Origin of the sequence: Sorangium sp. So ce693, assembly GCF_051521375.1 — a bacterium.
In the GTDB taxonomy this organism is placed as follows: Bacteria; Myxococcota_A; Polyangia; order Polyangiales; family Polyangiaceae; genus Sorangium; species Sorangium atrum.
The window spans coordinates 747,064-772,974 of record NZ_CP150347.1 but is presented as its reverse complement, the minus strand read 5'-3'; the positions used below and the strand labels follow the sequence as shown (position 1 = coordinate 772,974).

16 protein-coding genes are annotated in these 25,911 nt (G+C 71.0%); all 16 read right to left on the bottom strand.

The genetic code is table 11. From position 1 onward, the window contains the following. Positions 1–52: 52 nt before the first annotated feature. The 16 genes from gatB to WMF14_RS02915 all read right to left on the bottom strand — a co-directional run bounded on the left by gatB (position 53) and on the right by WMF14_RS02915 (position 25,529). Complete coding sequence (gatB, locus tag WMF14_RS02990) at positions 53–1,510, bottom strand: Asp-tRNA(Asn)/Glu-tRNA(Gln) amidotransferase subunit GatB (protein WP_437798654.1); 1,458 nt, start codon at positions 1,508–1,510, stop codon at positions 53–55. Positions 1,511–1,561: 51 nt separating this feature from the next. After that, positions 1,562–2,236 (bottom strand): NuoI/complex I 23 kDa subunit family protein, encoded by a 675-nt coding sequence (locus WMF14_RS02985; protein ID WP_272097625.1) that lies wholly within the window; start codon positions 2,234–2,236, stop codon positions 1,562–1,564. 11 nt (positions 2,237–2,247) lie between these two features. Continuing rightward, positions 2,248–4,014 carry a complex I subunit 1/NuoH family protein gene (locus WMF14_RS02980; protein ID WP_272097624.1) on the bottom strand — a complete coding sequence of 589 codons (1,767 nt, stop codon included), beginning with the start codon at positions 4,012–4,014 and terminating at the stop codon, positions 2,248–2,250. Then, positions 4,011–5,684 (bottom strand): 2Fe-2S iron-sulfur cluster-binding protein, encoded by a 1,674-nt coding sequence (locus tag WMF14_RS02975; RefSeq protein ID WP_437798652.1) that lies wholly within the window; start codon positions 5,682–5,684, stop codon positions 4,011–4,013. The genes WMF14_RS02980 and WMF14_RS02975 overlap by 4 nt, the downstream gene beginning before the upstream one ends. 79 nt (positions 5,685–5,763) lie before the next feature. After that, complete coding sequence (locus WMF14_RS02970; RefSeq protein WP_272097622.1) at positions 5,764–6,978, bottom strand: NADH-quinone oxidoreductase subunit D; 1,215 nt, start codon at positions 6,976–6,978, stop codon at positions 5,764–5,766. A gap of 3 nt (positions 6,979–6,981) precedes the next feature. Continuing rightward, the gene (locus tag WMF14_RS02965; RefSeq protein ID WP_272097621.1) at positions 6,982–7,635 is read right to left on the bottom strand and encodes an NADH-quinone oxidoreductase subunit C; all 654 of its coding nucleotides are present in this window, start codon (positions 7,633–7,635) and stop codon (positions 6,982–6,984) included. Continuing rightward, entirely contained in the window at positions 7,632–8,216 is a 585-nt protein-coding gene (locus WMF14_RS02960) for an NADH-quinone oxidoreductase subunit B (protein ID WP_272097620.1), read from the bottom strand. The genes WMF14_RS02965 and WMF14_RS02960 overlap by 4 nt, the downstream gene beginning before the upstream one ends. Then, entirely contained in the window at positions 8,204–8,560 is a 357-nt protein-coding gene (locus WMF14_RS02955) for an NADH-quinone oxidoreductase subunit A (RefSeq protein WP_272097619.1), read from the bottom strand. The genes WMF14_RS02960 and WMF14_RS02955 overlap by 13 nt, the downstream gene beginning before the upstream one ends. A gap of 257 nt (positions 8,561–8,817) precedes the next feature. Beyond that, positions 8,818–9,924, bottom strand: a complete 1,107-nt coding sequence (locus tag WMF14_RS02950; protein WP_272097618.1) for a hypothetical protein — start codon at positions 9,922–9,924, stop codon at positions 8,818–8,820. A 300-nt stretch (positions 9,925–10,224) separates the two neighbouring features. Further along, a complete protein-coding gene (locus WMF14_RS02945; RefSeq protein WP_437798650.1) occupies positions 10,225–12,744 on the bottom strand; it encodes an MXAN_6577-like cysteine-rich protein in 2,520 nt (839 codons plus the stop codon). A gap of 229 nt (positions 12,745–12,973) precedes the next feature. Further along, entirely contained in the window at positions 12,974–15,874 is a 2,901-nt protein-coding gene (locus tag WMF14_RS02940) for an MXAN_6577-like cysteine-rich protein (protein WP_437798648.1), read from the bottom strand. A gap of 93 nt (positions 15,875–15,967) precedes the next feature. Beyond that, positions 15,968–17,161 (bottom strand): alpha/beta fold hydrolase, encoded by a 1,194-nt coding sequence (locus WMF14_RS02935; protein ID WP_437798647.1) that lies wholly within the window; start codon positions 17,159–17,161, stop codon positions 15,968–15,970. Positions 17,162–17,980: 819 nt separating this feature from the next. Beyond that, positions 17,981–18,907 (bottom strand): TIGR02757 family protein, encoded by a 927-nt coding sequence (locus WMF14_RS02930; protein WP_437798645.1) that lies wholly within the window; start codon positions 18,905–18,907, stop codon positions 17,981–17,983. Then, positions 18,904–20,595: a sensor histidine kinase gene (locus WMF14_RS02925; RefSeq protein ID WP_437798644.1), complete on the bottom strand. Its 1,692-nt coding sequence runs from the start codon at positions 20,593–20,595 to the stop codon at positions 18,904–18,906. The genes WMF14_RS02930 and WMF14_RS02925 overlap by 4 nt, the downstream gene beginning before the upstream one ends. A gap of 12 nt (positions 20,596–20,607) precedes the next feature. Further along, entirely contained in the window at positions 20,608–22,602 is a 1,995-nt protein-coding gene (locus tag WMF14_RS02920; protein WP_437798643.1) for a GAF domain-containing protein, read from the bottom strand. A gap of 470 nt (positions 22,603–23,072) precedes the next feature. Beyond that, positions 23,073–25,529: a thioredoxin domain-containing protein gene (locus WMF14_RS02915; protein WP_437798642.1), complete on the bottom strand. Its 2,457-nt coding sequence runs from the start codon at positions 25,527–25,529 to the stop codon at positions 23,073–23,075. Positions 25,530–25,911: the final 382 nt, after the last annotated feature.

Sequence of the window (25,911 nt, the reverse complement as noted above, 5' to 3'; positions counted from 1 at the left end):
GAGCGCCTGCCGGCGGTACCCTATTTCACGCTTGCGCTCGGAGAAAGAGCCGTCACCCGCCCGTGGCGGGAGCTCCCTCGAGCAGTCGCTTCAGCACATCGTTCACGACGGCCGGGTTCGCGCTGCCCCCCGTCTTCTTCATGATCTGACCGACGAAGAAGCCGAACAGCGCGGTCTTGCCGGCGCGGTACGCCGCCGCCTGCTTCTCGTTCGCGGCGATGACCGACGCGGCCACGGCCTCGATCGCAGCGGCGTCGCTCATCACGGCCATGCCCTTGTCGCGAACGATGTCGCCGGGCGCCCGGTCCGTGCCGGCCATCTCCATGTAGACCTCCTTGGCCTGCTTGCCGCTGATCGCGCCCTCGTCCACGAGGCGGAGCAGCGCCGCCACCTGCCCGGGGGCGACCGGGAACGTCGCCGTGAGCCCCGCCGTCCGGGTGTCGCGCAGCACCTCGCCCTGGACGAAGTTCGCGACCTTGACAGCGTCGCCGTGGAGGCGCGCGGCCTCCTCGAAGAACGCCGCGATCTGCGGGTGGCCGGTCAGGACCGACGCCGCGTACGGGGTGAGGCCGAGCGACTCGGTGAAGCGGCGCCGCTTGTCGGCCGGCGGCTCCTGGAGCGCGCCGCGCACGTCGGCGAGGAACGCCTTGTCCACGACGAGCGGCGGCAGATCCGGCTCGGGGAAGTAGCGGTAGCCGGACTCGTTCTCCTTGTCGCGGAGGAGGTACGTTTCCTTCTTCTCGGCGTTGTACCCGCGGGTCTGCTGCCGGACGCGGCCGCCCTGCTCGATGAGCGCGATCTGCCGCCGGATCTCGAGATCGATCGCCTCGGCGACGAAACGGAACGAGTTGATGTTCTTGAGCTCCGTCCGCGTGCCGAGCTTCGTCTCCCCCGCCTTGCGGACCGAGACGTTGGCGTCGCAGCGGAAGCTGCCCTGCTCGAGGTTGCCGTCGTTCACGCCGATGAACATCAGGATCTCGCGCAGCCGCTTCAGGTACTCGGCCGCCTCCGCGCCCGAGCGGAGATCGGGCTCGCCGACGATCTCGATGAGCGGCGTGCCGGCGCGGTTGAGATCGACGACCGACAGGCCGCCGATGCCGTGGAGGTTCTTGCCGGCGTCCTCCTCCATGTGGACGCGCGTGATCCCCGCCCGCGTCTTGCCCGCCTCGGTCTCGATCTCGAGCTGGCCGCGCAGCGCGAGCGGCCGATCGAACTGGCTGATCTGGAACCCCTTCGGCAGGTCCGGGTAGAAGTAGTTCTTCCTCGCGAAGACGCTGCTCTCCTGGACGGCGCAGCCGAGCGCGAGCGCGGCGCTCACCGCCATCCGGACCGCCTCGCGGTTCAGGACCGGGAGCGCCCCCGGGAGACCGAGGCAGACAGGGCACGTGTGCGTGTTCGGCGGGTCGCCGAAGCTGGTCGCGCAGCCACAGAACGCCTTGGTCCGGGTGAGGAGCTGCGCGTGGACCTCGAGCCCGATGACCGCCTCGAAGGAGCCGTACGTCGTCGCCATGACCCGCCCTTCTAGCAGAACCTCGGCCGGGCGAGAGGCGAGATGCCCGGCTCAGTGATCCGCGTGATCGCGCGACAGGCCAGGGTGCGTCGGGTCGCCGGGCTCGTGGCGCGTGTTCGCCGTCAGCCGCGAGCCCGAACGATCGGAGAGGCTCATGAGGAGATCGCGCCTGTAGATGAACTGCTCGCGCGAGTCGTAGGGCACCGCGTGGAGGCCGGTGTCCATCCGGATGGCGTCGACGGGGCACGCCTCGACGCAGAAGCCGCAGAAGACGCAGCGGAGCTCGTCGATGACGAAGCTGCTCGGGTACCGCTCGTAGCCCTTCCGCCGATCGCCGTCGGGGTACTCGGCCGGCTCGATCGCGATGCACTGCGCCGGGCACGCCGTCGAGCAGCAGAGGCACGCGACGCAGCGGGGCGAGTTGTCCTCGCGCAGCGTGAGCCGGTGGATGCCCCGGAAGCGCTCCGGGTAGGGGCGCTTCTCCTCGGGGTAGCTGATCGTCGTGACGCCCGGCTCGAGCGCGTTCAGCACCGGGTCGGGCTTCTGGCCGAGCACCATCTCCTTCGTGTTCTTGAAGAAGTGCTTCATCGTGATCCCCAGGCCCTTGACCATCTCGGGGATGTAGGCCTGGACGTCGGCGCTCCGGGTCGGGCGCGGGATGGGCTTGCCGGCGATCGGCCTGCCGGCCGGCTTCGTCCACGTGTTGCTGGGGGTAGCTCTCGCCATGAGATCCTCCTCTACGCCTGCTGCGGCGACGCCTTGGTGCCCCCCGCCGCGGCAGCGAACCGGGACGAGGTGGAGTTGACGGTGCGCTGGCGCTCGACCGGCTCGAGGAGGCCGGCGATCAGCGCCACGACCGCCGCGAACCCGCCCACGGCGACGATCGCGTGGGTGACGTCGGCCGCGACCTGGAGACCGCCGACGAGCCCCGCGGGCGCCGAGTCGACGGCCAGCACGACGATGCCCGTGACCATCATGTTGACGATCGTGAGCGGCAGGAGCTTCGTCCACCCGAGCCGCATCACCTGGTCGTAACGGAAGCGCGGCAGCGTCCAGCGGAAGAAGACCTGCACCCACGCCATGAGGATCGTCTTGCCGAAGAACGCCAGCACGTACGTCAGGCTCACGGCGAAGTGGGTCATCTTGTACTGGAAGAGCGTCGCGTCGCCGAAGGCGACGTTGATGCCGTCGCGGTCCAGGAACGGCAGGTGGTAGCCGCCGAAGAAGAGCGTGACGAGGAGCGCGCTCGACGTGATGAGCTCCACGTACTCGCCGGTCATGAACATGCCGAACTTCATCCCGGAGTACTCGACGAAGTAGCCGGCGACGATCTCGCTCTCGCCCTCGGGCTGATCGAAGGGGATGCGCTTCGTCTCGGCCGCGAGGGCCGCGAGGAACAGGATGAACGCGAGCGGCTGGACGAAGATGCCCCACGCGTGCTCGGCCTGCCACTGCACCATGTCGCCGAGCCGGACGCTGCCGTAGATGATGAAGAGCCCGACGACGCTGAGGCCCATCGCGACCTCGTAGCTGACCATCTGGCTCGCGGCGCGGAGGCCGCCGAGCAGCGAGAACTTGTTGTCGCTCGCCCAGCCGGCGAGCGCGGCGCCGATGATGCCGGTGCCCGCCATCGCGAAGATGTAGAGGATGCCGACGTTGAGGTCCGCGACCTGGAGGTTCACGACGTGGCCGCTGCACGTGAACGCCTGGTCGACCGTCCGCTTGAGCAGCGGGAGGTCCCCGAAGCCGAAGACCCCGTCGCCGTTGTCCTCGAAGCAGAGCTTGTCGCCGAACGGGATGACCGCGAACGTCACGAGCGCCGGGAACATCGCGAGCAGCGGCGCGAGCGAGTGGAGGAGCCGGTCGGCGTTCTTCGGGATGAAGTCCTCCTTCCAGATCATCTTGATCGCGTCGGCCGCGGCGTGGAGCGTGCCGAGGAGCCGCAGAGGGATCTTGCCCTCGGGCACGCGCAGGGCCGCGTAGGCGCCCGTGACGAGGAGCAGCGCGCCGAGCAGCACGCACGCGATCCGCGCGACGACGGGCGCCGCCGAGAGCGGGATCGCCTGCGTCAGGAAGAAGACCGCGACGTGGGCCATGACGCCCCCGTAGAAGATGCTGCGGGGCTCGACGCGGGCGAGCGCCTCCTCGGCCGGGTTGATCGGGCCGCCGCTGCGGGCCGACGCGCAGAACACGATCAGCCCGAGCCAGGCCACGGCCACCGCGAACTGCGCGGCGGCCACCATCGTCTCGGCCGCGGCCGGCGCGGACGCCGGGCGCGTCGCCGTGAACACGGAGAGCGCCGCGAGCAGCGCCGGGGGGAAGAACACGATGCCCCGCACGACCAGGGACGGCAGGTAGACGACCGCCCGGTTCGGGCCGACGCGGTCCTGCACCATCGCGCCCTGGCGCCGGTCGGCCCAGGTGGCGATCGCCGCCATGTTCAGCAGGAACAGGACGACGATGAGGATCTTGACGATCGCGAGAGCGAGCTCGACGCTGGTCATGCCGTGGCCTCCGTCTTCTTCGGCTCGACCCGCGCGCCGTCGGCGACGGCGGGCACCGCGCCGAGCGCCGCGGCGGGCGCGGCTGCCCCACCAAGCGCCGCGCCGGGCGGCATCGCGCGGCGGAGCTCGGCCAGGGTCTTCCACCCGGTCTCGTACCCGAGCGCGCGCCCCAGCCGGCCGATGAGCTCCCAGGCCGGGCGCGCGTCGCCGTGCGGGAGCAGCGCCCGCTCGCTCCGCTGCGCCAGGCCCTTGCCGTTCACGTACGTCCCCTCGGCCTCGGCCCAGGAGCACGCCGGCAGCGCGACGCGCGCGGCCTTCGCGAGCGGCCCCTCGTGGGCGGCGATCGTCACCACCCCCTTCAGCCGCGAGAACGCCCGCTGCGCCTCGCCCGCGTCGACCTCGAGGTCCGACCCGAGGGCGACCACGTACGCGTAGTGCCCGGACGCGATCCCCTGGAGCAGCTCCGCGACCGGGCGCGGCGGGGTCGCCGCCGCGATCTGCACGGCGCCGCGGGTGTTCGGGTTCTTGTCCTCGCTGATGAGGATGTCGTCGCCCTCGCCGAGCGGCTTGCCCGACACGAAGAAGTCGGTCGCGCCGAGGTACGTCGTGGCGAGGTGGTAGAGCGCGAAGTTGTCCTCGTTCGAGTGCTGCGCCGACAGGACGATCGCGACCTTCGACGGGTCGTCGCTGTGGCCGGCGAGCTGCTCCTTGGCCGCAGCGAGCGCGTCGTCGAGGCTCGCGTCGTCGTTGCCGACGAGCGCCGTGAGCAGCCGCCCCTCGACCGCGTGCCGGTACGAGAGCATGCCCTCGTCGCACATCCAGTACGTGTTGACCGCCATGTTCTCGCGGGGGCGGTGCCGGTACGGCGTGTTGTTGCGCGGATCGTAGTCGAGGTAGGCGTTGCAGCCGGTCGCGCAGCCCTGGCAGACGGTCCGGGCGCTGCGGAGGAACCAGACGCGCGCCTTGAAGCGGAAGTCGCGCGACGTGAGCGCGCCGACCGGGCAGACGTGCTCGGTCATGAGCGTGTAGTTGTGGTCGAGCTCGCGCCCCGGCGAGACCGTGATCTCCCCGAGGTTGCCGCGCTCGCGGACGGAGAGCACCGGATCCCGGGCGAGCTCGTTGCAGACGCGGATGCACCGCGTGCAGACGATGCAGCGCTCGGCGTCGTACACGATGGTCGGGCCGAAGGTGACCGCCTTCGGCTTGTGCACCGGCTCCTGCCGCATCCGCTTGCCCTTGCGCTGGTGCTCCAGCCAGTAGTCCTGGAGGCGGCACTCGCCGGCCTGGTCGCAGATCGGGCAGTCGACCGGGTGGTTCAGGAGCAGGAGCTCCTGCACCGCCGAGCGCGCCTCGGACACGTGGTCGCTGTTGTCGGACAGCACCTCCATGCCGCTCGCGCAGGCCATCTGGCAGGCCGGCTGGAGCTTCGGCTTCGCCGCCGGCACGTAGTCCTGCTTCGCCGCGTCCCAGCGGAGGATGTCGAGGCTCATCGCCGGCCGCCCCGGCGGCGGCAGCACCTCGACGAGGCACATCCGGCAGTTGGCGGCGACGCTGAGGCCCGGGTGCCAGCAGTAATGGGGGATGTCGATCCCGGCGCGGTGCGCCGCGCGGATGATCGTGTCACCGCTCTCGAAGGGGATCTCCCTTCCGTCGATCTTGATCGTAGGCATCGTGCTCTCGATTCCCGGCGGGGCCGCGGAGGGCCCTTGCTTTCCTAAGTCGATGACGGGAGCGCTCCTCGCGCCGTCGCTAGTGGTCGCACTCCCCGCCGATCATGTTGAGGGAGCCGAAGGTCGGCACGACGTCGGGGATCATCAGCCCGGTGATGAGCTGGGAGAGCCCCTGCGTCGTGGCGAAGCACGGCGGACGGATGCGGACGCGGTACGGCGTGCCGCTGCCGTCGGACACCAGGTAGAAGCCGAGCTCGCCGTTGCCGGCCTCGGTGTACGAGTAGCACTCGCCCGCGGGCACCTTGATGCCCTCCATGACGATCTTGAAGTGCTGGATGGTCGCCTCGATGGTCGTGTAGACCTCCTCCTTCGGCGGCAGCACGATGCGCGGATCGTCGATGTTGACGGGCCCCTCGTCGGGCATCTGCTCGAGCGCCTGCTCGATGATCCTCCCCGCCTGGCGGATCTCCTCCTGGCGGCACATGAACCGGTCGTAGTTGTCGCCCCGCGTGCCGACCGGCACATCGAACTCGAAGCGGTCGTAGACCATGTACGGGTTCGCCCGGCGCACGTCGTACGGCACGCCGGTCGCCCGGAGCACGACGCCGGTCCAGCCGAGCGCGAGCGCGTCCTCCTGCGAGATCTGCCCGACGCCGTCGAGGCGATCGAGGAAGATGCGGTTCTTGAGGATGAGCTTCTCGGCGTCGTTGATGAGCGCGAGCACGCGCGCGAGGCCCACGCGGACCATCGCCTTGAAGTCGGCCGTGGGCGGCCGCGCCATGCCGCCGACGCGGCCGAAGCTGTGCGTCAGGCGCGCCCCCGTCTCCTCCTCGAAGATCTCCCAGAAGATCTCGCGCGCGCGGCACAGGTAGAGGAACGGCGTGAAGGCGCCGAGCTCCATGGCCATGGCGCCGCTGCAGATCATGTGATCGCAGATGCGCGCCATCTCGCCGAGGATCACGCGGTAGTACTGGCAGCGCTCGGGGACCGTGACGCCGAGCATCTTCTCGACCGCCAGCGCGAAGCCGACGTTGTTGAGCATCGGCGAGACGTAGTTGAGCCGGTCGACGTACGGGAAGACCTGCGACCACGTGCCGCGCTCGCACATCTTCTCGAAGCCGCGGTGCAGGTAGCCGATCTGCACGTCGGCCTTGTTGATCGTCTCACCGGACAGCTCGAGCACGATCCGCACCGTGCCGTGCATCGCCGGGTGAGACGGCCCCATGTTGAGGAGCATCGGCTCGCTCGGTAGGTCGAGCTCGGCCTCGTCCAGCTCGCGATCCAGGGGTTCCATGGGTCAGCTCCGCTCCTCCAGCGCGCCCGCGCGCTTGCCGTTGCTCACGGCCTCGTCTCCGTCGATCGACGCCCCGGGGCCACTCCGCGCGAAGTCGTGCGACTGGCGGCCGAAGCTCATGCCCTCGTCGGGGCCGAACGGCGGCAGCTTGCCGGTGTTCGGCACGTCCCGGAACGGGATGAGCGGCTGGATGCGGTTGGCCGGATAGTCCTTGCGCAGCGGGTGCCCCTCGAACTCCGGGTACATCAGGATGCGCCGGAGATCCGGGTGCCCCTTGAAGACGATGCCGAGCAGGTCGTAGCACTCGCGCTCGAACCAGTTCGCGCCCTTCCACACCGGGACGATCGAGTCGATCTCGGCGCCGTTGCCCTCCTCGTCGCCGACGCGCGCCTTGATCCGGACGCGGTGGTTGCGCTCGAGCGACCGCAGGTGGCAGACCACCTCGAAGCGGGGCACGTCGCCGCGCCAGAGGTAGTCGACCGCGGTCAGGTCGACGAACATGTTCATCAGGGTCCGCGGGTCGTTGCGGAGGAACAGGGCGGCGTCGCGCCACACGGCGGGATCGAGCACCGCCGTGTCGTCGCCGAACTGCGAGTGCGTCTCCAGGACGGCGCCCGGGAACTGCGCCGTGAGGAGCTCTAGGACCTTCTTGCTCATGGCAGGCTCCGCTCCTTGCGCTGGAGGGCGATGAGCTGCTCCGTCGTCTGCGCAGGGTCCTCGCGCGGCTTGACGATCGCCGGCGTGCGATCGCCGCGCGCGATCTTGTCCTGGAGCAGCATGAGGCCGTCGAGCACCGCCTCGGGGCGCGGCGGACAGCCGGGCACGTAGACGTCGCAGGGGATGACCTTGTCGATGCCGGCGACGGTCGTGTAGTTATCGTAGAAGCCGCCGCACGAGGCGCACGTGCCGAAGGCGAGCACCCACTTCGGGTCCGCCATCTGCTCGTAGATGCGGCGGAGCGCGGGCGCCTGGCGCTGGCTGATGGTCCCCACCACCCAGAGCAGGTCGGCCTGGCGCGGCGAGAAGCGCGGCACCTCGGCGCCGAACCGCGCCATGTCGAAGCGCGGGCTGGCCATCGCCATGTACTCCATGCCGCAGCACGCCGTCACGAACGGGTACTGGAACAGCGAGTACTTCTTCGCCCAGTTCAGCAGCGCGTCCACGCGCGTGGTCGCGAAGCCGTGCTCGGAGCCCTCCACCACCCGCGTCGAGGGCCCACCGGCCTTCATTTCTCCCATTCCAGAGCTCCCTTCTTCCACACGTACACGAGCGCCACGACGAGCAGCGCGATGAACGAGCTCATCGTCGCGAGGCCCGTCCACCCGAGGGAGCGGAACTGGACCGTCCACGGGTAGATGAGCACCGCCTCGATGTCGAACACGACAAAGAGGATCGCCGTCAGGTAGAACTTCACGCTCGGCTTGACGAATCGCCCGCCCGTCGACTCGCTGCCGCACTCGTACGGGATCATCTTCTCGGGCGTCGGGTTCTTCGGGCCGAGCAGCGACGTCAGCGTGAACATCGCGAGCGCGATGATCGCGGCGACGAGAAACAGCAGGAACAGGGGGATGTAGGTGGCCATCGAGAGAGCACTCCTACGTGTCGAGCCCCTGGAGGGGTCGACCACCTCGCCGAGGCGCGCGGCGTCTCGGGACGAGACCTCGGGGCCCGCGGCCCCGAACCATGCAGTCCAAAAAGGTGAGAGCGACGCGGCGATGCTGCCTGAAGCAGCAAAAATCCGAGCGATCCCGGCTTAATCCGCGCCGGATCTAGTCGGCCGCCGCGGGGGTGTCAATGGAGGCGGTCAGCGGTCGGTCAACCAACGCGCGGGCCGCGATCCTAGGAGCGGTTCGCGGCCAGGACCAGCCCTCGCCACGCGGTGAGCGCCGTCCCCAGGGTGGCCTCGATCTCCCGGATCTCCTCCACCATGTCGGCGTCCGCCACGCCCACGCTCCGCGCCTCGCGGACGCAGGCGAGGGCAGCGACGAACTTTTTGCGCTGCACGAACGCCCGCGCGAGCAGCGGCCAGATCTGCTTCGGCGGGGCCCCGAGGTTGGCGGCGCGCCGGAGGGGGCCGATGGCCTCGCCGGCCCGGCCGTCCTCGAGCATGGCCTCGCCCAGCCGGCGGAAGATGTCGCCGGCCGCGGCCCCGTCGTGCGCGTACTGGACGGCGAGGCGCATGACCTCCTCGCCCTGGTGCTCCTCGCCGAGCTTGACGCACGCGGTGCCGAGGAGGCCGAGGCCCTTGGCGATCAGGCTGCGGGCGTCCGGGGTGAGCATCTGCCCCTCGGGCGTGCGCAGGAAGATGGCGAGCGGGGCCGGCCAGGTGCCGAGCAGCTGGATCACCTTCGGGAAGTCGCCGCGCTGCGAGGCGACCTCGGCCTCGGCGACCTTCGTGAGGTCGATGGCGGAGCGCGCGCCGGCCGAGGCGCGCTCGAGCTCGTCGCGCACGTGCGAGCGGATGCGGGCGCGGAACTCGTTGAGCTCGTGCGTCTCCTCGATGCCGTCGCGCAGGAGGAGGAGGCGCGACGTCTTCCCCTCGACGGCGAGCTTGCGGAGGCTGTAGCCGTAGAGCGGGGCGAGCAGCAGGTAGCGGACGCCGATGTGGAGCTGGATGCCCTCGAGGTCGGTGTCCCGCTCGGGCGCGGGCGGCGTCGTGTCCTCCGTGAGCAGGGCGCCGACGAGGCGGTGGCGGAAGTCCGCGAGCGTGAGCCGCTGGACGTCGCCGTCGATGTCCTCCTCGCCCGGCGGCGCGATAACGAAGTCGACCAGGGTGTTGTCCGGGTTGCGGCGGTCGACGGTCAGCGCCGTGATGCGGGCGCCCGTAATCATCGAGAAGGCAAAGAACGCCTCACCCACGATCTCGCAGAGCGCCTGGAAGCTGCCGATGCCGTCGCCTATGCGCTCGAACCAGCCGTCGGTCCTAACGGCATCGAGGGAGAACACGCGTTCCTTTGGCATGGTTCGACCCGGGTCACAGGGGCGCGTCCCGGACGACGGGCGCAAGTCCCAAGGGGGCCGAGACTCGCACGGGCGGGCGCCGCTCTCAAGAAAACTCCTAGGGCGCGCGTCGCGTCGTTCACTGCCAGGGCCGCCCGCCGTCCATCGCTCCAGCCCGGTCCACCTGCCCCCACGTACGGCGATCCCCACCCCCGACCGAAGCCGCGCAGCAGCCGACCCACCCCAGCGACCCGCGCTCAGGCTTCCCCCGGCCCGCAGATGCCCCGCCGAGCGGGGCGCGCCCGCTCAAGGAAGCTTGGCGATGTTGAGGGTGAGGGTGCCGGAGGAGGAGGGCCTGCTGTCGCCGATGATCGTGATCACCTGCCCCGCGGTGAGGGGCACGGTCACGCGCGAGGTGACCCCGTTCGTGTTGTCGTTGCAGGCGAGCTCGCGGCCGGCGCAGCTGTCGCCGTCGTGCACGTGAAGGACGGTGTCGAACGTCGACGACAGCGTGTCGATGACGTAGGTCCCGTCCGCCGGCGCGGTGAAGCGATAGACCCTGTCGTTGCCGCTCGACATGGTGCAGCTCGGCGTGCCCGAGTTCGGCTGGTGCAGGGTGGAGCCCATCTCCGTCCGCGGGACCGTCGAGCCGAGGTCGATGGGGGTCTCGCAGGTGCCGTCGCCCTCGAACAGGCCGATGTTGAGCGTGAACGCGCCGGTGGCCGCCGGCCCGGAGCCATCCACCACGACGACGGTCTCCTGCCCCGCGACGAGCGGCACCACGACCCGCGACTGGAGGCCCGTGGTGTTGTCGTTGCAGCCGAGCACCTCCCCGCCGCAGGTGCCGGCGTGCACGTGGACGAGCGTGTCAAAGCTCGATCCGAACGTATCGAAGACATACAATCCGTCGGACGGCGCCGTGAAGCCGTAAGCCACCTCGGCCCCGCCGACCTTGCCGCACGGCGCGGCCGCGAAGTCGCTGCGATCCAAGGTCGTCCCCCTCACGGTCTGCGGGACGACCGGCTCCAGCGCGTTCGCCGGGCACGGAGGGGCCGGGGAGCCGCTCACGTTGAGCGTGTACGCGCCGTGCTTCCCGCTCGCGCCGTCCACGACCACAACCGCCGTCTGCCCCTGCGCGAGGGGCGTGGACACCTGCGACTGGTACGAGCCCTCCGCGTCGTCGTTGCACCCCAGCGAGGCGCCCGTGCAGCTGCCGTCGTGAACGTGGAGCACCGTGTTGAAGGTCGAGCCGAGCGTATCGAATGTATACCGGCCGGCGATGGGCGCCGTGAAGCTGTAGCTGACCTCGGGGGAATCGCTCATGGCGCAGGCCGGCTGGAGGACCCCGTCGAGGCCTGACGTGTGACCCGTGACCGTCTGCGGGTAGGTGGAGCCGAGATCCACCATGGGGCACGCGGGCGGAGCCCACGCGGCGACGTTCAGCGTATAGGGCCCACGCGCGCCCTCGAAGCCGTCGATGACCGCCACGACCTTCTGGCCGGCGCTGAGCTCCACCGTCGCGCGCGACTGCGACCCTCCTCCCGAGTCGTCGGAGCAGGTGAGCACGTCGCCATCACACGCGCCATCGTGCAGCTCCAGGATCGTATTGAACCCGGAGCCGAAGGTATCGAATACATACTTCCCGGCCGCCGGCGCCGTGAAGGCATAGCTCGCGTCGGGGCTGTCCGCAGCTCCGCACCCCGGCCTGATCGCGTCGCCGAGGTGCTCGGTGTTGCCGGTGACGGTCGTCGGGAGCGCAGCGTCGATCGTCCACCCAGGGCACTTCGGCGGCGCGGATCTCGCCATGTTGAGCGTGAAATCGCCTTCCCCTCCGTCGAAGCCGGTCACGACGATGAGGACCGGCTGGCCCGCCTCGAGGACCGCGCGGACCCGCGATTGGCCGACCCCGGGGGCGAGGTCATCGTTGCAGGCGAGCTGAGCGCAGGTGGTCGCTCCCAGCACCCCGATGGCCGTATCGAAGGCGGACCCGACGGTGTCCAGCGTGTATGTCCCCGCCTCGGACGGCGTGAAGCGATAGACCCGCTCCGACGAACCGGCGGCCACGCACGCGAGATCGTAGTTCGTCTCGCCGCTGATGGTGGTCCCCGTGACCGTCTGCGGGAACGTGTCGCTGAGCTCGTCATACGTGCCGAGGACGCAGGTGCAGGCGCCTGCCTGGCAGAGCGCCCCTCGCTCGCACGCGACGCCGCAATCGCCGCAGTGGAACGGGCTCGTCTGCAGATCGGCGCACGAGCCGCCGCAGTCCGCGAGACCGTCGGGGCAGGTGCAAGCGCTGTCGACGCACTGCTGCGCAGGCGCGCAGCTGGATCCGCACTCGCCGCAGTTGAGCCTGTCGCTCCGCACATCCACGCAGGCGCCGTCGCACTCGGTGAGGTCGCCCGCGCAGGCGCAGGAGCCGTCCGCGCAGACGCGCCCCTCCGCGCACGCGACGTCGCAATCGCCGCAGTTCCGCGGGTCGATCTCGACGTTCACGCACCTGCCCGAGCAGTCGGTCTGGCCCTCTCGGCACCCCTCCCCGGCCCCGACGCCGGATCCTATATCGCCGCCGCCCTCGCCGCCGCCGCCCTCGCCGCAGCGCCCCTCCACGCAGAGCTGCCCCTCTTCGCAGGCGTCGCCGCACGCGCCGCAGTGCTCGGCGTTCGCCTGGAGCTCGACGCACTCGCCATTGCACCGCGACAGCCCGTCGGCGCACTCGCCCGACGCCTCGGGGCTCTCGGCGCAGGACGCCGCGAGGACAACCCCCGCGGCCAGGAGCAGCGCGGCGGACGACAGGGCGGACCTGGGGCGCAATCCGGATCGGTTCATAGCCATCCTTGGGGGGGTGCCTTGCCGTTCGAGGCGAGCGGATAACGAGGCGCGCGCCAGGATACGCCTGCGGCCGACGCATCCGCAACCGGCGGGGGCGCCCGGCCGGCTGCGCGCAGGCCGATCCGCGGCCCGGACCGCGCTCGCCGCGCCGGGGAGAGGCGCCCTCGCCACCTCGACGCGACGGACGCCGTCGTCAGGCCGGCTCCAGGGCACATGCGGCGCGGACTCAGAGCTTGGAGATCTTCAGCGTGAAGTCGCCAGACGCTCCATTATACCCATCGACGACCACGGTGATGGTCTGATTGGGGGCGAGATCGATCTGCACCTTCGACGCTCGTGTGCCGCTCGGATCGTAGTTGCATTGTTGCTCGGTGCCGCCGCAGCCACCCGAGTGGACGTGAAGGACGGTGTTGAACGACGAGCCGGCCGTGTCGATGACATAGGTGCCGCGGATCGGGGCGGTGTAGGTGAACACCGCCTCCGGAGAGGACACGAGCGCTGCGGACACGCATTTCGGCCTCACCGCGTCGGGTTGGCCGCGCGTGGTGCCGGTCCTGGTGACGGACAGCGGCGATCCGAGGTTAATGGCCGTCGCGCAGGTCCCCGGGCCGGTGAACCGGTCCACCTGGAGCACGTAGTCGCCGGAGCTCGTGCCGCTGCCGTCGACCACGGCGAGGACGGTTTGACCGGCGGCCAGGCTGAGGGCGACACGCGACTGCTGACCGTCCGTGTTGTCGTTGCACCCGAGCGACGTCCCCGCGCAGCTGTCCTTCAAGATCTGGAGCAGGGTGTCGAAGCTCGATCCGAACGTATCGAAGATGTAGAGCCCAGCCACCGACGCGGTGAAGCGGTAGATCATGTCCGGAGCATTCGAGAAGCCGCAGCTCGGGCGAACGGACTCGGGCCGCTCCTCGGTGCTCCCCGTCACGACCTGCGGGGTGACGGAGCCGAGATCGATCGCCGTCGAGCAGGTGCCGCCGCCCGAGAACCGCGCAATGTTGAGCGTGAAATCGCCCGATGCGCCCGCGGCGCTGCCGTCGACCAGGAGGACGATCGTCTGCCCCTCGGCGAGCTCCAGCGTCATCCGCGACTGCTCACTTCCCGCCGCGTCGTCGTTGCACGCGAGCACGGCCCCGGAGCAGCTGCCGTCGAGGACGGAGAGGACGGTGTCGAGGCTCGATCCGAACGTATCGACGACGTAGGTGCCGGCCGCGGGCGCGGTGAAGCTGTAGGTCACCTCGCCGGCGCCGCCGCTGCCGCAGCTCGGGCGCAGGACGTCGGCCGCATCCGCGGTGGTCCCTGTCACCGTCTGAGGCACCGTCGACCCGAGATCGAGCATCGGGCACGGAGGGACGAAGGTCTGGCTCACGTTGAGCTTGAAGGCGCCGGAGGCGACTGCGGCGTAGCCGTCCACGACGACGGCGACGGTCTCTCCCTCGCGGAGCACCATCTTCACCCGCGATTGCCGGCCAGCGGTGTCGTCGTTGCACGCGACGCTCTCGCCGCTGCATGTCCCCTCGTGGACGTGGAGGACCGTATCGAAGGAGGTGCCGAAGGTGTCAAAGGTATAGAGCGCGGTCGCCGGCGCGGTGAACCCATAGGTGACCTCGGGGCCGCTGTCGCTCGTGCAGGGCGACGGGAGGATGCTCACGCGATCCGGAACATCGGTGGTGCCCGTCACCGTCTGCGGAAACGTGGCGCCGAGCGTGAACTCCGGACATGGAGGCGGCACGTACTCGCTGACGTTGAGCGTGAATGGCCCGGATCCGCCGTCGATGCCGTCGACGACCGCGACCACCGTCTGGCCCTCGGCGAGGTTCACGACGATGCGCGACGTCTCGGCTTCCATGGCGTTGTCGTTGCAAGAGATCAGCGTCCCTGAGCAGGACCCCTTGCGCAGCTCGAGGACGGTATCGAACGTGGAGCCGGACGTGTCGAAGATGTACCTGCCAGCGCGCGGCGCGGTGAAGCTGTAGCTCGCGTCGGGGGTGTCGATTGAACCGCAGCGGGTCGAGACGGCGTCGCCGAGCCCCCAGGTGTCCCCGGTGATCGTCTGCGGGAGAGCCGTCGCGATGCTGTCGAGCGGGCACGCCGGCGGCGCCACCCGGTCGACGTGAAGGGCGAAGTCGCCTTGCGCGCCGTCGTAGCCCGAGACGACGAGGAGGACGCTCTGCCCTCCCTCGAGGGCCACCGAGGCGCTGCCTGTCGCGGCTCCCCCGCGATCGTCATTGCACGCGAGCTCCTCGCAGGCGTCGAAGTCCAGGACGCCGATGGCAGTATCGTAGCTCGATCCGGCGGTGTCGAACTTGTACCTGCCGGCCTCCTCCGCCGTGAACCTGTAGACGAACTCGGTCGAGCCGGCGGCCATGCAGGCGAGCGAGAAATAGGTCTCCGCGCCGATCGTGGTGCCCGTCAGGCGCTGCGGGACCGTCGAGCCGATGTCCTCGTAGTCGCCGACGGCGCAGGCGCACGCGCCCCCCTGGCAGAACAGCCCCGGGGCGCAGGCCGCGCCGCACGCGCCGCAATGCGCCGGGTCGACGGCCAGATCGACGCATTTGCCGCCGCAGACCGCGAAGCGCTCATCGCAGAGGCACGCCCCCTCCACGCACGTCTCGTGGAGGGGGCAGCGGGCCTCGCAGCTCCCGCAATGCAGCGGATCGCTCTCCACGTCCACGCAGCCGCCGCCGCACTCGGTGAGGCCGGAGGCGCAGCGGCAGGCGCCGCCCTCGCACCGCTGTTCGGCCGCGCATTCCTGGCCGCAGCCCCCGCAATGGGCGGCGTCCGTGTCGAGGTCTACGCAGCCGCCGCTGCACGCCACGAGGCCGGGGGCGCACAGCGCGCCGCCCGCGCCGCCCGTCGAGGAGGCGTCCACGCCCCCCGCCCCGCCGACGCACACGCCCGCCTCGCACCGCTTCCCGCTCGCGCAGACGCCGTCGCAGCCGCCGCAGTGGTCCGGATCGACCTGCGTGTCGAGGCACGCTCCGCCGCACAGCGTGAGGCCGTCATCACACGGCCCGTCGGACGAGTCCCCCGCGCAGGACGCGGCGTGGGCGAGGAGGGCCGCGACCGTCAGCCAGAGCGCCATCGACGACGGCTCGAACCTGGCGCGCAATCCGGGGTGACTCATGAACATCCTTCGGCGGACAGGCCGGCCACCGCGTGGCTCCGAGAGATCCGGCGTCGAGGATACGCCTCTTCGCTTTCGCTCTGCAATCGGCCGTCAGGCGGCCGGGAAGTCCGGCACCGGCGCGGTCTCGTCGGATGTCGGCTGACGCGCCTGGATGGCCTCCAGCGCCACGGCGCCCGTCTCGGGCCCCGACGCGTCTTCGGCCTGGGGACCGAGGAAACGAGCGATCGGCTCGAAGAGCTCGACGCCAGTATAGGCGCCGACGGCCAGATCGCCGTGACCGTAATCTTCCCGCGCTCCGAAGTCGCGCCCTAGCACGAGAAAGCGCTTCGGCGTCTCCGGGCGATCGCGCCCCCATGCGTCGAAGGCCGCGCGCACCGCCGTGGCGGGGGCGATCCTGTCGGCGCTGCCCGCGATGAACAGGGCCGGCGCCGCGACCGAGGCGAGGCCGTCCAGGACCCGCTCGCCGTCCACGCGGATCTCCCCGTCGCTCGCCATCCAGGCGGCGAAATCGGCGTTCAGCGCAGCAGGGATGTCTTCGATGCAGTTGACGAGCGCGAGCCGCGTGACGCCGGGAGGCACGTTGCGCGGGTTGGCCACCGCGTGATGGATGGGCGTCGGCAGCCACTCCGACGCGAACGCGAAGCTGCGTGCCATGAGGCGGAGCGGGACGCCCGGCAGCAGCCGGCCCGGCAGGAAGCGCATGAGGCGCACCGGCGTGGTGAGCCGGCCAGGCGAGCCGACGATGACGACGCGGCGGACCCGATCGCCGGGGACGCTCCGGCCGAGCGCGGCATAGAGGAGCATGCCACCCATGGAGAAGCCGACATAATCCAGGGAACGGGCGCCGGTGCGCTCCAGGATCGCCTCGATGGCGCAGGGAAGATCGTACCGGACCATGGCGGAGAACCGGACGCTGCGGCGCTCGGCGCGGGTGAGGAGGCGGCCGCTGCGCAACGTCAACAACCACACGTCGCGTCCGAGCGTGGCGAGGTGGCGAGCCAGCGAGTAATCGGGGTGGATGTCCTGGTTTCTATGGTTCGCGGCGATCCCGTGGACCAGCAGGATCGGCGGCAGGTCCGGCTGCGCCTCCACGCCGTCCGGGCGTGGCACGCGCCGGATCTCGATGGGCGCGCCATCCTCGGTCCGAAGGACCTCTTCCACGCTGTACTCGAGCGGCAGGGTCAGCCGCTTGACCCAGTAAAGGAGGTGCGCCCAGAGCCCGATCGCTGCCAGCACCGTGAGCGCCAGCGCCACCAGGAGGGTTGCCCCGAATGTCCAGACCATACGGTCAATCTACCTGCTGGCGCTGCTTCCGCATGCGAGCAACCTCGACATTCTTTTCACCAGGATGGACGGAATACAGACCCGCTGCTCGTCGAGGCCGCTCACCGGTTCGCTCCTCTGGATGATCATGAATCGATGGGAACAGCACGTTTCACGATCATCTCCTGCGCGCGCGAAAAAGTCACACAGCGCTCCGGAGTCGACTCCACCCGACTGCGCCGGACAGCGCGCGGGGCGACTGCCCCTGGCGGAAACGCACGTTGGCAACGGCTCATTTTCCCTGGGATTCGCGTCTCGCGGGGACATGATCATGTGCCCAGGCCTACCGCGGCGCGAGATCGAGAGCTCCAGCACAGGCGTGCACAAAGGTTCCAGATCTACCAGCCCAGAACGTGGCATGCGCATCGCAACACGTCGGGGCGAGGAGAGAGCAGGCAAGGGTTCCGTAAGCACCCCGGGAAAGGGGGCACGGCCAGAAGAACGTCGCAGCAGAGCTCGGGGGGGCTCCGTTGCGGCGCTCTTCTTGCCGTGCTGTCTGCCGAACGGCCGCGCTCATGCGCTTGCCGGGGACAAAATGAAAAAAGCGCCTCGCGGACCTGGGGGGGGAAGGTCTCCGCGACGGCGCTCGCCCACCATTTTGCAGGCTCTGTGCCGCCCCATCCAGAGTAGAACTTCGAACACTTACACCAAGAACAACCAGTCACTATTGCATCCTTGCAAATCACGGTTGCAATTTGATTCAAATTCGAAGGGCTTCACGCTCTCGAACTGATCAGGCAAGTAGCTGTTCGGGACGGAAATCCGACGTACAGGGCATGCTCACTCGTCCCAGTGACGGCAGACCGGCTTCACGCCGCACCCCTCGCAGCGGACCGGATCGCGCCGCGACGGGCATTGCTGGAGCATGCCGAGGTGGCAGAGGGCGAAGTCGTACTTGACCGGGTCGGCCGGATCGAAGCCGCGGAGGGCCGCGGTGATCTCCTCTGCCGTCTTCCAGGTGGCGCCCCTGCGATCGGTGAGCCCGATGTTGTAGCCGAGCTTCTCGATGTGCGTGTCGACCGGGATGAGGAGGGCCGACGGGGGCACCGGCCACAGGCCGAGGTCCACGCCGTCGGCGGGGCGGATCATCCACCGCAGCAGGAGCATCAGCCGCTTGGCGGCGCTGCCCTTCTCGGGATCGGGGAGGATGTGCGCTGCTCCGCGGTCGTCCGGACGCCGGTCGAGGCCGCCGGCGCGTCGGATCGCCCGCACCCACGCCCCGAGGGCCTGGCGCAGGTCGCGGGTGCGCGAGAGCTCGGCCGCAAAGGCGGCGCCGAGCGAGCCCGAGGCCCGCTGCACCCGCCGGGCGCCGACGATCAGCCCGGCGAGGTCGCGATCGCGGTAGATCCGGTGCCGGAAGCCGCGCAGCCGCGCCGAGACGGCCCGGGCGTCGTCGGCGGTGAGGGCGATCTCCGGCCCGAGGCGGTCGAGCGCCTCGCCGATCTTCGCGTGAAGCGCCTTCACGTTGCCGAAGGCGAGCGACGCGGCGATGAGCGCCACGAGCTCCTGATCGGCCGGGTCCGTGTAGCGATGGACGAAGGAGACCGGGTCTCGCGCGCGGCGCTCCTCGACGGCGCACCGCGCGCGCACCCCGTCGAGCGCCGCCTGGACCGCGGCGCCCCGCGCGGCATCCGTCCGCCGGGGCGCCGCCTTGACCGCGGCGTCGCCCGCCCGGGGCGCCGCCTCGCCGCGCTTGCGCGCCCTCACGGCGACCCCGCGTCCGGCGCCGGATCGGTCACCACCGGCTCGGCGTTCGCCGCGCCCTCTTGCGCCTCCCGGTCGTGCTCCAGCGCGGGGAGCGACACGACGAACGCGCTGCCGCGCCCGTCGTCGGTGAGCGGGCTCTCGACCCGCACGGCGCCGCCATGGCTCTCGGCGATGTGCTTCACGAGCGCGAGCCCGATCCCGCTGCCGCGCACCTGCCGCTCGCTCGCCCGCCGTCCGCGCGCGAAGCGCTCGAAGATGTGCTTCTGCTCGTCGGGATCGATGCCCGGCCCGCGGTCGCTCACCCGGATGGCGACCCGCCTCGCCTGGCGCGTCAGCGCGGCGAGGCGCCCGCCGCCCCCGCCCTCGACCTCCACCGCGACGGCGACGCGGCCGCCGTCCTTCGCGTACTTGAGCGCGTTGTCGAGCAGGTTCACGAGGGCGAGCTCGAGCGCGCGCGCGTCGATGAGCGCCTCGGGCAGGCCCTCGGCGATCGTGAGCTCCACGGTCATCTCCTCGCGCTCGGCGCGGTAGCGGTACATGTCGACGGCGCGCGTCGCCACCTCGGCGACGCTCCCGCGCGCGAACTCGTAGGCGGCCTTGCCCCGCTCGACGCGGGCGAAATCGAGGACGTTCTCGATGAGCGCGGTGAGCCGCTCGCTCTCGCTCACGATGATCTGCAGGTACTGGCGGCGCTTCTCGTCGTTGGGGACGCGGTCGCCGAGCAGGAGCTCGCCGAACATGCGGACCAGCGAGAGCGGCGTCTTGAGCTCGTGGGACACGTTCGCGACGAAGTCGCTCTTCAGCGCCGCGAGCCGCCGCTCGTTCACGGAGGCCAGCACCACGATCGCGAGCCCCGCCAGGGCGACGAGGGCCGAGAAGCCGACCATCAGGATCTCGATCAGGCGCTGCCGCTCGACCTTCTCGCCGAGCTCCTCGGCCGTGGTGAGCGCCATCTGGAGGCGCCAGTTGTAGAGCGTGGTCGGGAAGGGGCGCCCGACGGTGAACTCGCCGCCGATGATGGGCGGGCCGAACACGATGCGGCCCTCCTCGTCGATGACGTTCATCCGGCTCTTCTCGCGATCGAGGTCGCGGAAGAGCCGGGGCATCACCTCGTGGACCAGGCGCGGCACCTCGTGCCACGCGACGATGAGGCACCTGCGCCCCACGTGCTCGCGCTGCCAGTAGCTCACGAGAAGGCTCTGCTGATCGATGACGTGGTGGAGGTGGCGAAGCTCGCCCGTGTCGCCGGAGAAGTTCATCTGCGGCAGGAGGCGGGCGAGCAGGAGCTTGCGGAACGCGTCGTCCTCCCGCCCGGACGCGCCGCGCGAGGCGAACGCGAGCACGTCGTGCGCCTCGTTGTCCATGTCGAGGACCAGGATGGCGCGCACGGTCGGCGTCTCGCGGGCCGCCGTGGGGAGCCACCGCCGCGCGATGACCGAGAGGTTCGCCACGTCGACGTGCGCGGCGACGACGTTGTCCTGGGCGATGATCAGCTTGTCGAGCCGATCGACGCGCTCGTCGGCGAGGGTGAGCGTCGCGTCGAAGACGGTCTGCTGCCGCGCCTTCTCGATCTGCAGCGTCGTGCGCAGGGCGATCCCGCCGAGCACGAGCACGGCGACGACGATGGCGGGGACGAGGGCAAAGTACGGGACGCGATGGCGCTGCCCGGCGGAGGGGAGGAGGTCCATCGCTCGGCTCCGCTAGCGGGCGGCCTTCTTCGCCCCCGCGGTCACGAGGCCGGGCTCGAGGACGACGCCGCGCGCGCCGACGAACTCGGCGAACTGCTGGCCGATGTAGGTGAGCGCGTTGCCGTCGCTCTCGGAGAAGGGCTTGCCGTCGAGCGGGTTTCCGATCTCGAGGAGGCCGAGGTAGCGGCCCGCGAGCTCGACGGGCGCGCAGATGACGCTCCGGAGCTCGACGCCGATCGCCTTCCACCGCTCGTCGATGACGCGCTCGTCCTTGGCCGCGTCGGGCACCACGACGGCGCGCCTCGACCGCATCGCGGCCAGCGGGAGCGGCGCCCGCTCGGACAGCCGGGCGAGGAGCGCGCTCTTGCCGCCGTACTGCCGGACGACGACGAACTCGCGCCGGTTGATGTCGAACAGCGACACGAGCCCGAGGGCGCACGGGATCTTGTCGAGCGTGAGCGCGAGGATGAAGTCGGCGCCCGCGAGGGTGTCCTGGAGGAAGTGCAGGTCGCTGCACGCCTCGAACAGCTCCGCGATGAGGTCGTCGCCGGAGAGGCGCCCGTTCTTCGGAGGGAAGGAGGACCGCCGACGCGGCGGGGCCGGCGTGGCGGCAGCGACCTCTGGCGCCTCCGGAACGAGCTGGAGACGTGGCAGCCCCTTCTGCTCGTCGGACGGCGCGGCGAGCAGCACCACATCGGCCGGCGGCGTGAGGGCTGGCCGCGGCAGGTCCGCCGGATACGCGGCGGCCGGCGGCGGCACGTCCGCAGCCGCCGCGGCGGCCGCAGGCGACGGCGCGTCCGCAGCCGCCGCGACGGTCGTAGCCGCCACGACGGCCGCAGGCGGCGGCACGTCCACAGCCGGCGCGACGGCCGCAGGCGGCGTGCCGGGCGGCGCGGCGGCCGGCGGCGCCACATCCGTCGCCGGCGTGGCAGCCGGCGGCGCGGCGACCGGCGGCGCCACGTCCATCGCCGGCGTGGCAGGCGGCGCGGCGGCCGGCGGCGCGGCGGCCGGCGGCGCCACGTCCGTCGCCGGCGTGGCCGGCGGCGCCACGTTCGCAGGCGGCGCGGCGACCGGCGGCGCCACGTCCGTCGCCGGCGTGGCAGGCGGCGCCACGCCCGCAGGCGGCGCGGCGGCCGGCGGCACGGCAACCGGCGGCGCCACGTCCGCAGGCGGCATGGCCGGCGGCGGCGCGGTGCCGCCGGTGCGCGGGCGGAACTGGATCTCGGGCTCGGCCGAGCGCCAGTCTTTCCAGGCGAGGGTCGCGAGCGGGCCGCGCTGAGGCCGGCCGTCGAAGACGTGATCGAACACGGCGATATGGATGAACTTGCCCGGGCGCGCGTCGTCGATGCGCTGCCGGGCGCGCTCGAGCCGATCGACCAGCAGCGCGCTGACGAGATCGCGCGGGGTGCCGGTCGCGACCGCATAGACGAGCTCTCGGTACGTGAGCGGCGAGCGCTCGGACGGGTTCTCCTCGCGCTGCGAGATGAGCTGATACGGCGGCAGCTCCGCGGGCGCTCGCTCCGGCGCGGCGCCTCGCTCCGGCGCGGCGGCTCGCTCCGGCGGCGCATCCCGCCCCGGCGCGGCCTCTCCGCCTTTCGCCGGCTGCGCCTGGGCGCCCGCTGGCTCCGAGACGAGGAGCGCGGTCCCCATCGAGATGAACGGGACCGTGGGCGCGATCGGACGCTTCCCTGCGACGCGCCCCGCAGGCTCGGCCGGCCTGGGAGAAGCCGCCCCGGCCGGGGACGCGCCCGCTGGGGTGTCGGTCCCGTCCGTCAGCGCCGCGTCGTCCGGGGCGCGCTGCACGACGTACCGCACGCGCGTCGCCGGATCGATCGCTCGGTAGCCGCTCTCCAGCAGATCCACCGAGAAATTGTTGAGCGGGCCCCCATCGCCGCGGAGCGCCCGGGCCTTCTGCAGCGCGGGCTGCCACTGCGGGGCCTCGACGCACACCTTCCTGCTCGGCGGAGCGTTCTGGCCTAACGACGAGATCTCGACGAACCAACGCATCGTTTGCGGTTCCAATCCGCGCTGGCGCTGACTGGGTGGCGCGCTCTGGCGCGAAGATCGTTCTACTCGACGCGCGCGAGAGGGGTCAACGCGCAGGCCGCATGGAAGCGCGCAGAGAGCGCGCGGACGCCTTTGGAGGATGGCGCGAAATCTTCTCAACCGGGACCGGTAAGAAGAATCGGGCCTGACCTGAAATTGCGCCCCCCGCGCCGCGAGTCGCCGCGGACGAACCCGTTCGTCCACTGAACGGCCGCGGGGTGTCCCCCGTGGCGGGAGGTCCCCCGCTGTCGAGCCGCGCCATCGCGCTGAAAGGAGCCACTCCCCGTCGCTCGTCGCCGCGCGATCCGCCGTTCTCTTCGCGAGCGGGATACCCGTCCTACATCCAATCCAGCCGGGGGACGATCCGGGAGGCGCGACGTTGGAACTCCCCACGTGCGCTGATCCACCCCTGCGGGGGCCGTGCGCGCTCGCTATTGCGTCCGCAGGATGATGTGGAAGCCGAACGGCGTCTCCACGACCCCGCTCATCGCGCCGACAGCGAGGTTCTCCACCGCCTGCTCGAACTCGGGCACCATCATGCCCTTGCGGAACGTGCCGAGATCGCCGCCGCGCGCGCGGCCAGCCGGTTCGTCGCTGTACTGGGCCGCGAGATCCTCGAACCTCGCCCCCTGCTGCGCTCTCACGAGCAGCTGCCCAGCGAGCGCGCGCGCCTCGTCCCGCGTGCGAACGATGTGCGCCCGGGCCCGCAGTGACCCTGCATACATGATGAGGAGGTGCTTCGCCCCCATCTGGCCGGCCGTCGCAGGGGGCTGGGCCGGCGCCGGTTGCGCCGCGCCCGGCTGCGCCAGCGTCGGCGGCGCCGGCGTCGGTTGCGCCGGCGTCGGCTGCGCTGCTCCCGGCTGGGCCGCGGGCTTGCCCGCGCCGTGGAGCGACTCCTTCGTCGGGGGATCGTGCGGGCCGAGCGCCCTGTTGACGAGCCGCGTGAAGTGCGCGGTCGGCTGCGCCCCGCTGAGAAAGTAGTCGTTGATGGCGAAGGACGGCGTGCCGGTGATGCGCAGGCGCTCGGCGAGCTTCAGGTCCGCCTCGACCGCCGCGCGGTGCGCTCCCGAGTCGAGCGCGGCGCGGAACTTCGCCACGTCGAGGCCGATCGCGGCCGCGTGGCCCTCGAGCGCCCCCCGGCCGAGCCCGCTCTCGGACTGGTCCTCCCACAGGCGCTGCGCCATCGCCCAGAAGCCGGCCTCGCCCTTCTGCCGGAACGCCTCGATCGACGCCTCGGCGGCGAGGGGCGCCCGCGTGTGGAAGGGGAGCGGCAGGTGCCTGAAGACAACGCGGACCTTGCCCGGATAGGCGGCGATGATCTCGTCGATCGTGGGCTGGACGCGCTTGCAGAACGGGCACTGGAAGTCGGCGAACATCTGGATCGTCACCTTCGCGCCGGGCTTCGCCCCCTTGCCGGGGTTGTCCTTGGTCGGCGCGGGGGCGAGGATCCGCTCGGGCGGGTTGGCGGCCTTCGCGTCCTTCTGAAGCGCGTCGTAGACCTTCGCGGGCGGCGTGCCCGCGGCCACGAGCTTCGCGGCGTTCGCGAGCTGCTCGTCGATGAGGGCCTCGAACTTCTCCGCCGGCTGGGCGCCGGCGAGCCGCCTGCCGTTGATGAAGAAATGGGGCGTCCCCCTCGCCTGGATGTCGTCGGCGAGGCGCTGATCGCGCTCGATGCGCGCCGCGTGGCGCCGGGCGGCGATGGCCCTCTGCGCGCGGACCACGTCGAGGCCCAGGGACTTCGCGTGCGCCGCGAGGTCCGCGTCCTCGAGGCCCCCGGCCTTCAAGAGCTCGTACGCCTTCCAGAACGCCGCGTCGCCCTTCTGCGCCTTGGCCTCCAGCGCGAGCTCCGCGGCGGGCTCGGCCCGCTTGTGGAAGGGGAGCGGGTAGTGCTTGAAGACGACGCGCAGCTGAGCGCCGTACTTCTTTTCGAGGCCTTCGACGGTCGGGGCGACCCTGCGACAGAACGGACACTCGAAGTCCGAGAACATGACCAGCGTGACCAGAGCGTCCGGGTTGCCCCGGATCGGCGACCCGTCGACAGGCACCTTCCACACGGTCGTGTCCTCGGGGGCCCGCGGCGTGGGCGGCTTCGGGGCCGGGGCGCGCGCCTTGTTCTGCTCGGACAGGGCCGCGTAGACGCGCTCCTGCGGGACGCCGGCTCGCCGGAGATCCTCGGCCGCCCGGAGCTGCTCGTCGACGACGGTCCGGAAGTCGTCGATGGGCCGCGCCCCGCTGACCAACACCCCGTTCACGAAGGTCGCCGGGGTGGCCGTGACGCCCGCGGTCTTGCCGGCCTCGACGTCCCGGTCGATCTTCGGCGCGTGCCGCTGCTCCTCGAAGGACGCGTGGAACGCCGCCTGATCGACGCCCGCCTCGGCGGCCCAGGCCTCGAACGACTCCGGCGTGAGCGAGCGCTGGTTGGCGAAGGCGAGCTGATGGAATTTCCAGAACGCCTCGGCCCCGCCGAGCCGGAACACCGTCTCGGCCGCCAGGTGCGCCGGGCGCGCATTTTGGTGGAACGCGAGCGGGAAGTGCTTCCAGACGATGCGCAGCCGATACGGCCCGTAGGCCTCCTTCAGCTGCTCCAGCGTCGCCATGTACCTGGAGGTGAAGGGGCACTCGTAGTCGCCCCACACCACGAGGGTGACCGGCGCGAGCGGCTCGCCCCACCACGGATCCGCGCGGGTGACGGGTACCGCGGTGCCCGGCTCCGGCTCCTGCTCCGGCTCGGCCGCCACGACAGCGGTCGGCGCGGCGGGCGGCAGGAGGACCACCATCTTCGGCGGCTCGATCGCGGGCGCCGCCGCGGAGCCCGGCGCGCACGCCGCGAGCAGGCTCCAGAGGAACAGCAGCAACAGCAGGCGGGAAACAGGGGCTGACGCAGGCATGGGGCCTCGTGGGTCGTGATCCGGGGGAGGATCCTACACGGGCAACCAGCCCTCACGTCGCCTGGGCTGCGGCGCAGCGGAGCAGGAACAGGCGCACGACGAGCGTCGCGGCCGGCACGACAGCGAACGCGCGCCAAGGCACCGCGGTGGGTCCGTCCGCCAGAGCCCGGAGGCAGCGGACAAAAAAAGAGCGCCCGCTCGACGGTGGGGGGGAAACCGTCACGGGCGCTCTGAGCCTGCTCACTGAGCAGGATGCGGGCCAAGAGATTCCCTTCCGAATTCAGGGACTTTCGTTAGTAAAATGCCTTGCCCATTTCAATCCTGAATCAGCCGCTTGCAAACGTGCTGGGCAGAGCTGGCCGCCTCTGCAGCCCTGGTAACC

Excerpts from the sequence above, each read along its gene's own strand:
- gatB (WP_437798654.1), bottom strand. The coding sequence starts at position 1,510 with ATGGCGACGACGTACGGCTCCTTCGAGGCGGTCATCGGGCTCGAGGTC.
- WMF14_RS02985 (WP_272097625.1), bottom strand. The coding sequence starts at position 2,236 with ATGGCGAGAGCTACCCCCAGCAACACGTGGACGAAGCCGGCCGGCAGG.
- WMF14_RS02980 (WP_272097624.1), bottom strand. The coding sequence starts at position 4,014 with ATGACCAGCGTCGAGCTCGCTCTCGCGATCGTCAAGATCCTCATCGTC.
- WMF14_RS02975 (WP_437798652.1), bottom strand. The coding sequence starts at position 5,684 with ATGCCTACGATCAAGATCGACGGAAGGGAGATCCCCTTCGAGAGCGGT.
- WMF14_RS02970 (WP_272097622.1), bottom strand. The coding sequence starts at position 6,978 with ATGGAACCCCTGGATCGCGAGCTGGACGAGGCCGAGCTCGACCTACCG.
- WMF14_RS02965 (WP_272097621.1), bottom strand. The coding sequence starts at position 7,635 with ATGAGCAAGAAGGTCCTAGAGCTCCTCACGGCGCAGTTCCCGGGCGCC.
- WMF14_RS02960 (WP_272097620.1), bottom strand. The coding sequence starts at position 8,216 with ATGGGAGAAATGAAGGCCGGTGGGCCCTCGACGCGGGTGGTGGAGGGC.
- WMF14_RS02955 (WP_272097619.1), bottom strand. The coding sequence starts at position 8,560 with ATGGCCACCTACATCCCCCTGTTCCTGCTGTTTCTCGTCGCCGCGATC.
- WMF14_RS02945 (WP_437798650.1), bottom strand. The coding sequence starts at position 12,744 with ATGAACCGATCCGGATTGCGCCCCAGGTCCGCCCTGTCGTCCGCCGCG.
- WMF14_RS02940 (WP_437798648.1), bottom strand. The coding sequence starts at position 15,874 with ATGAGTCACCCCGGATTGCGCGCCAGGTTCGAGCCGTCGTCGATGGCG.
- WMF14_RS02935 (WP_437798647.1), bottom strand. The coding sequence starts at position 17,161 with ATGGTCTGGACATTCGGGGCAACCCTCCTGGTGGCGCTGGCGCTCACG.
- WMF14_RS02925 (WP_437798644.1), bottom strand. The coding sequence starts at position 20,595 with ATGGACCTCCTCCCCTCCGCCGGGCAGCGCCATCGCGTCCCGTACTTT.
- WMF14_RS02920 (WP_437798643.1), bottom strand. The coding sequence starts at position 22,602 with ATGCGTTGGTTCGTCGAGATCTCGTCGTTAGGCCAGAACGCTCCGCCG.
- WMF14_RS02915 (WP_437798642.1), bottom strand. The coding sequence starts at position 25,529 with ATGCCTGCGTCAGCCCCTGTTTCCCGCCTGCTGTTGCTGCTGTTCCTC.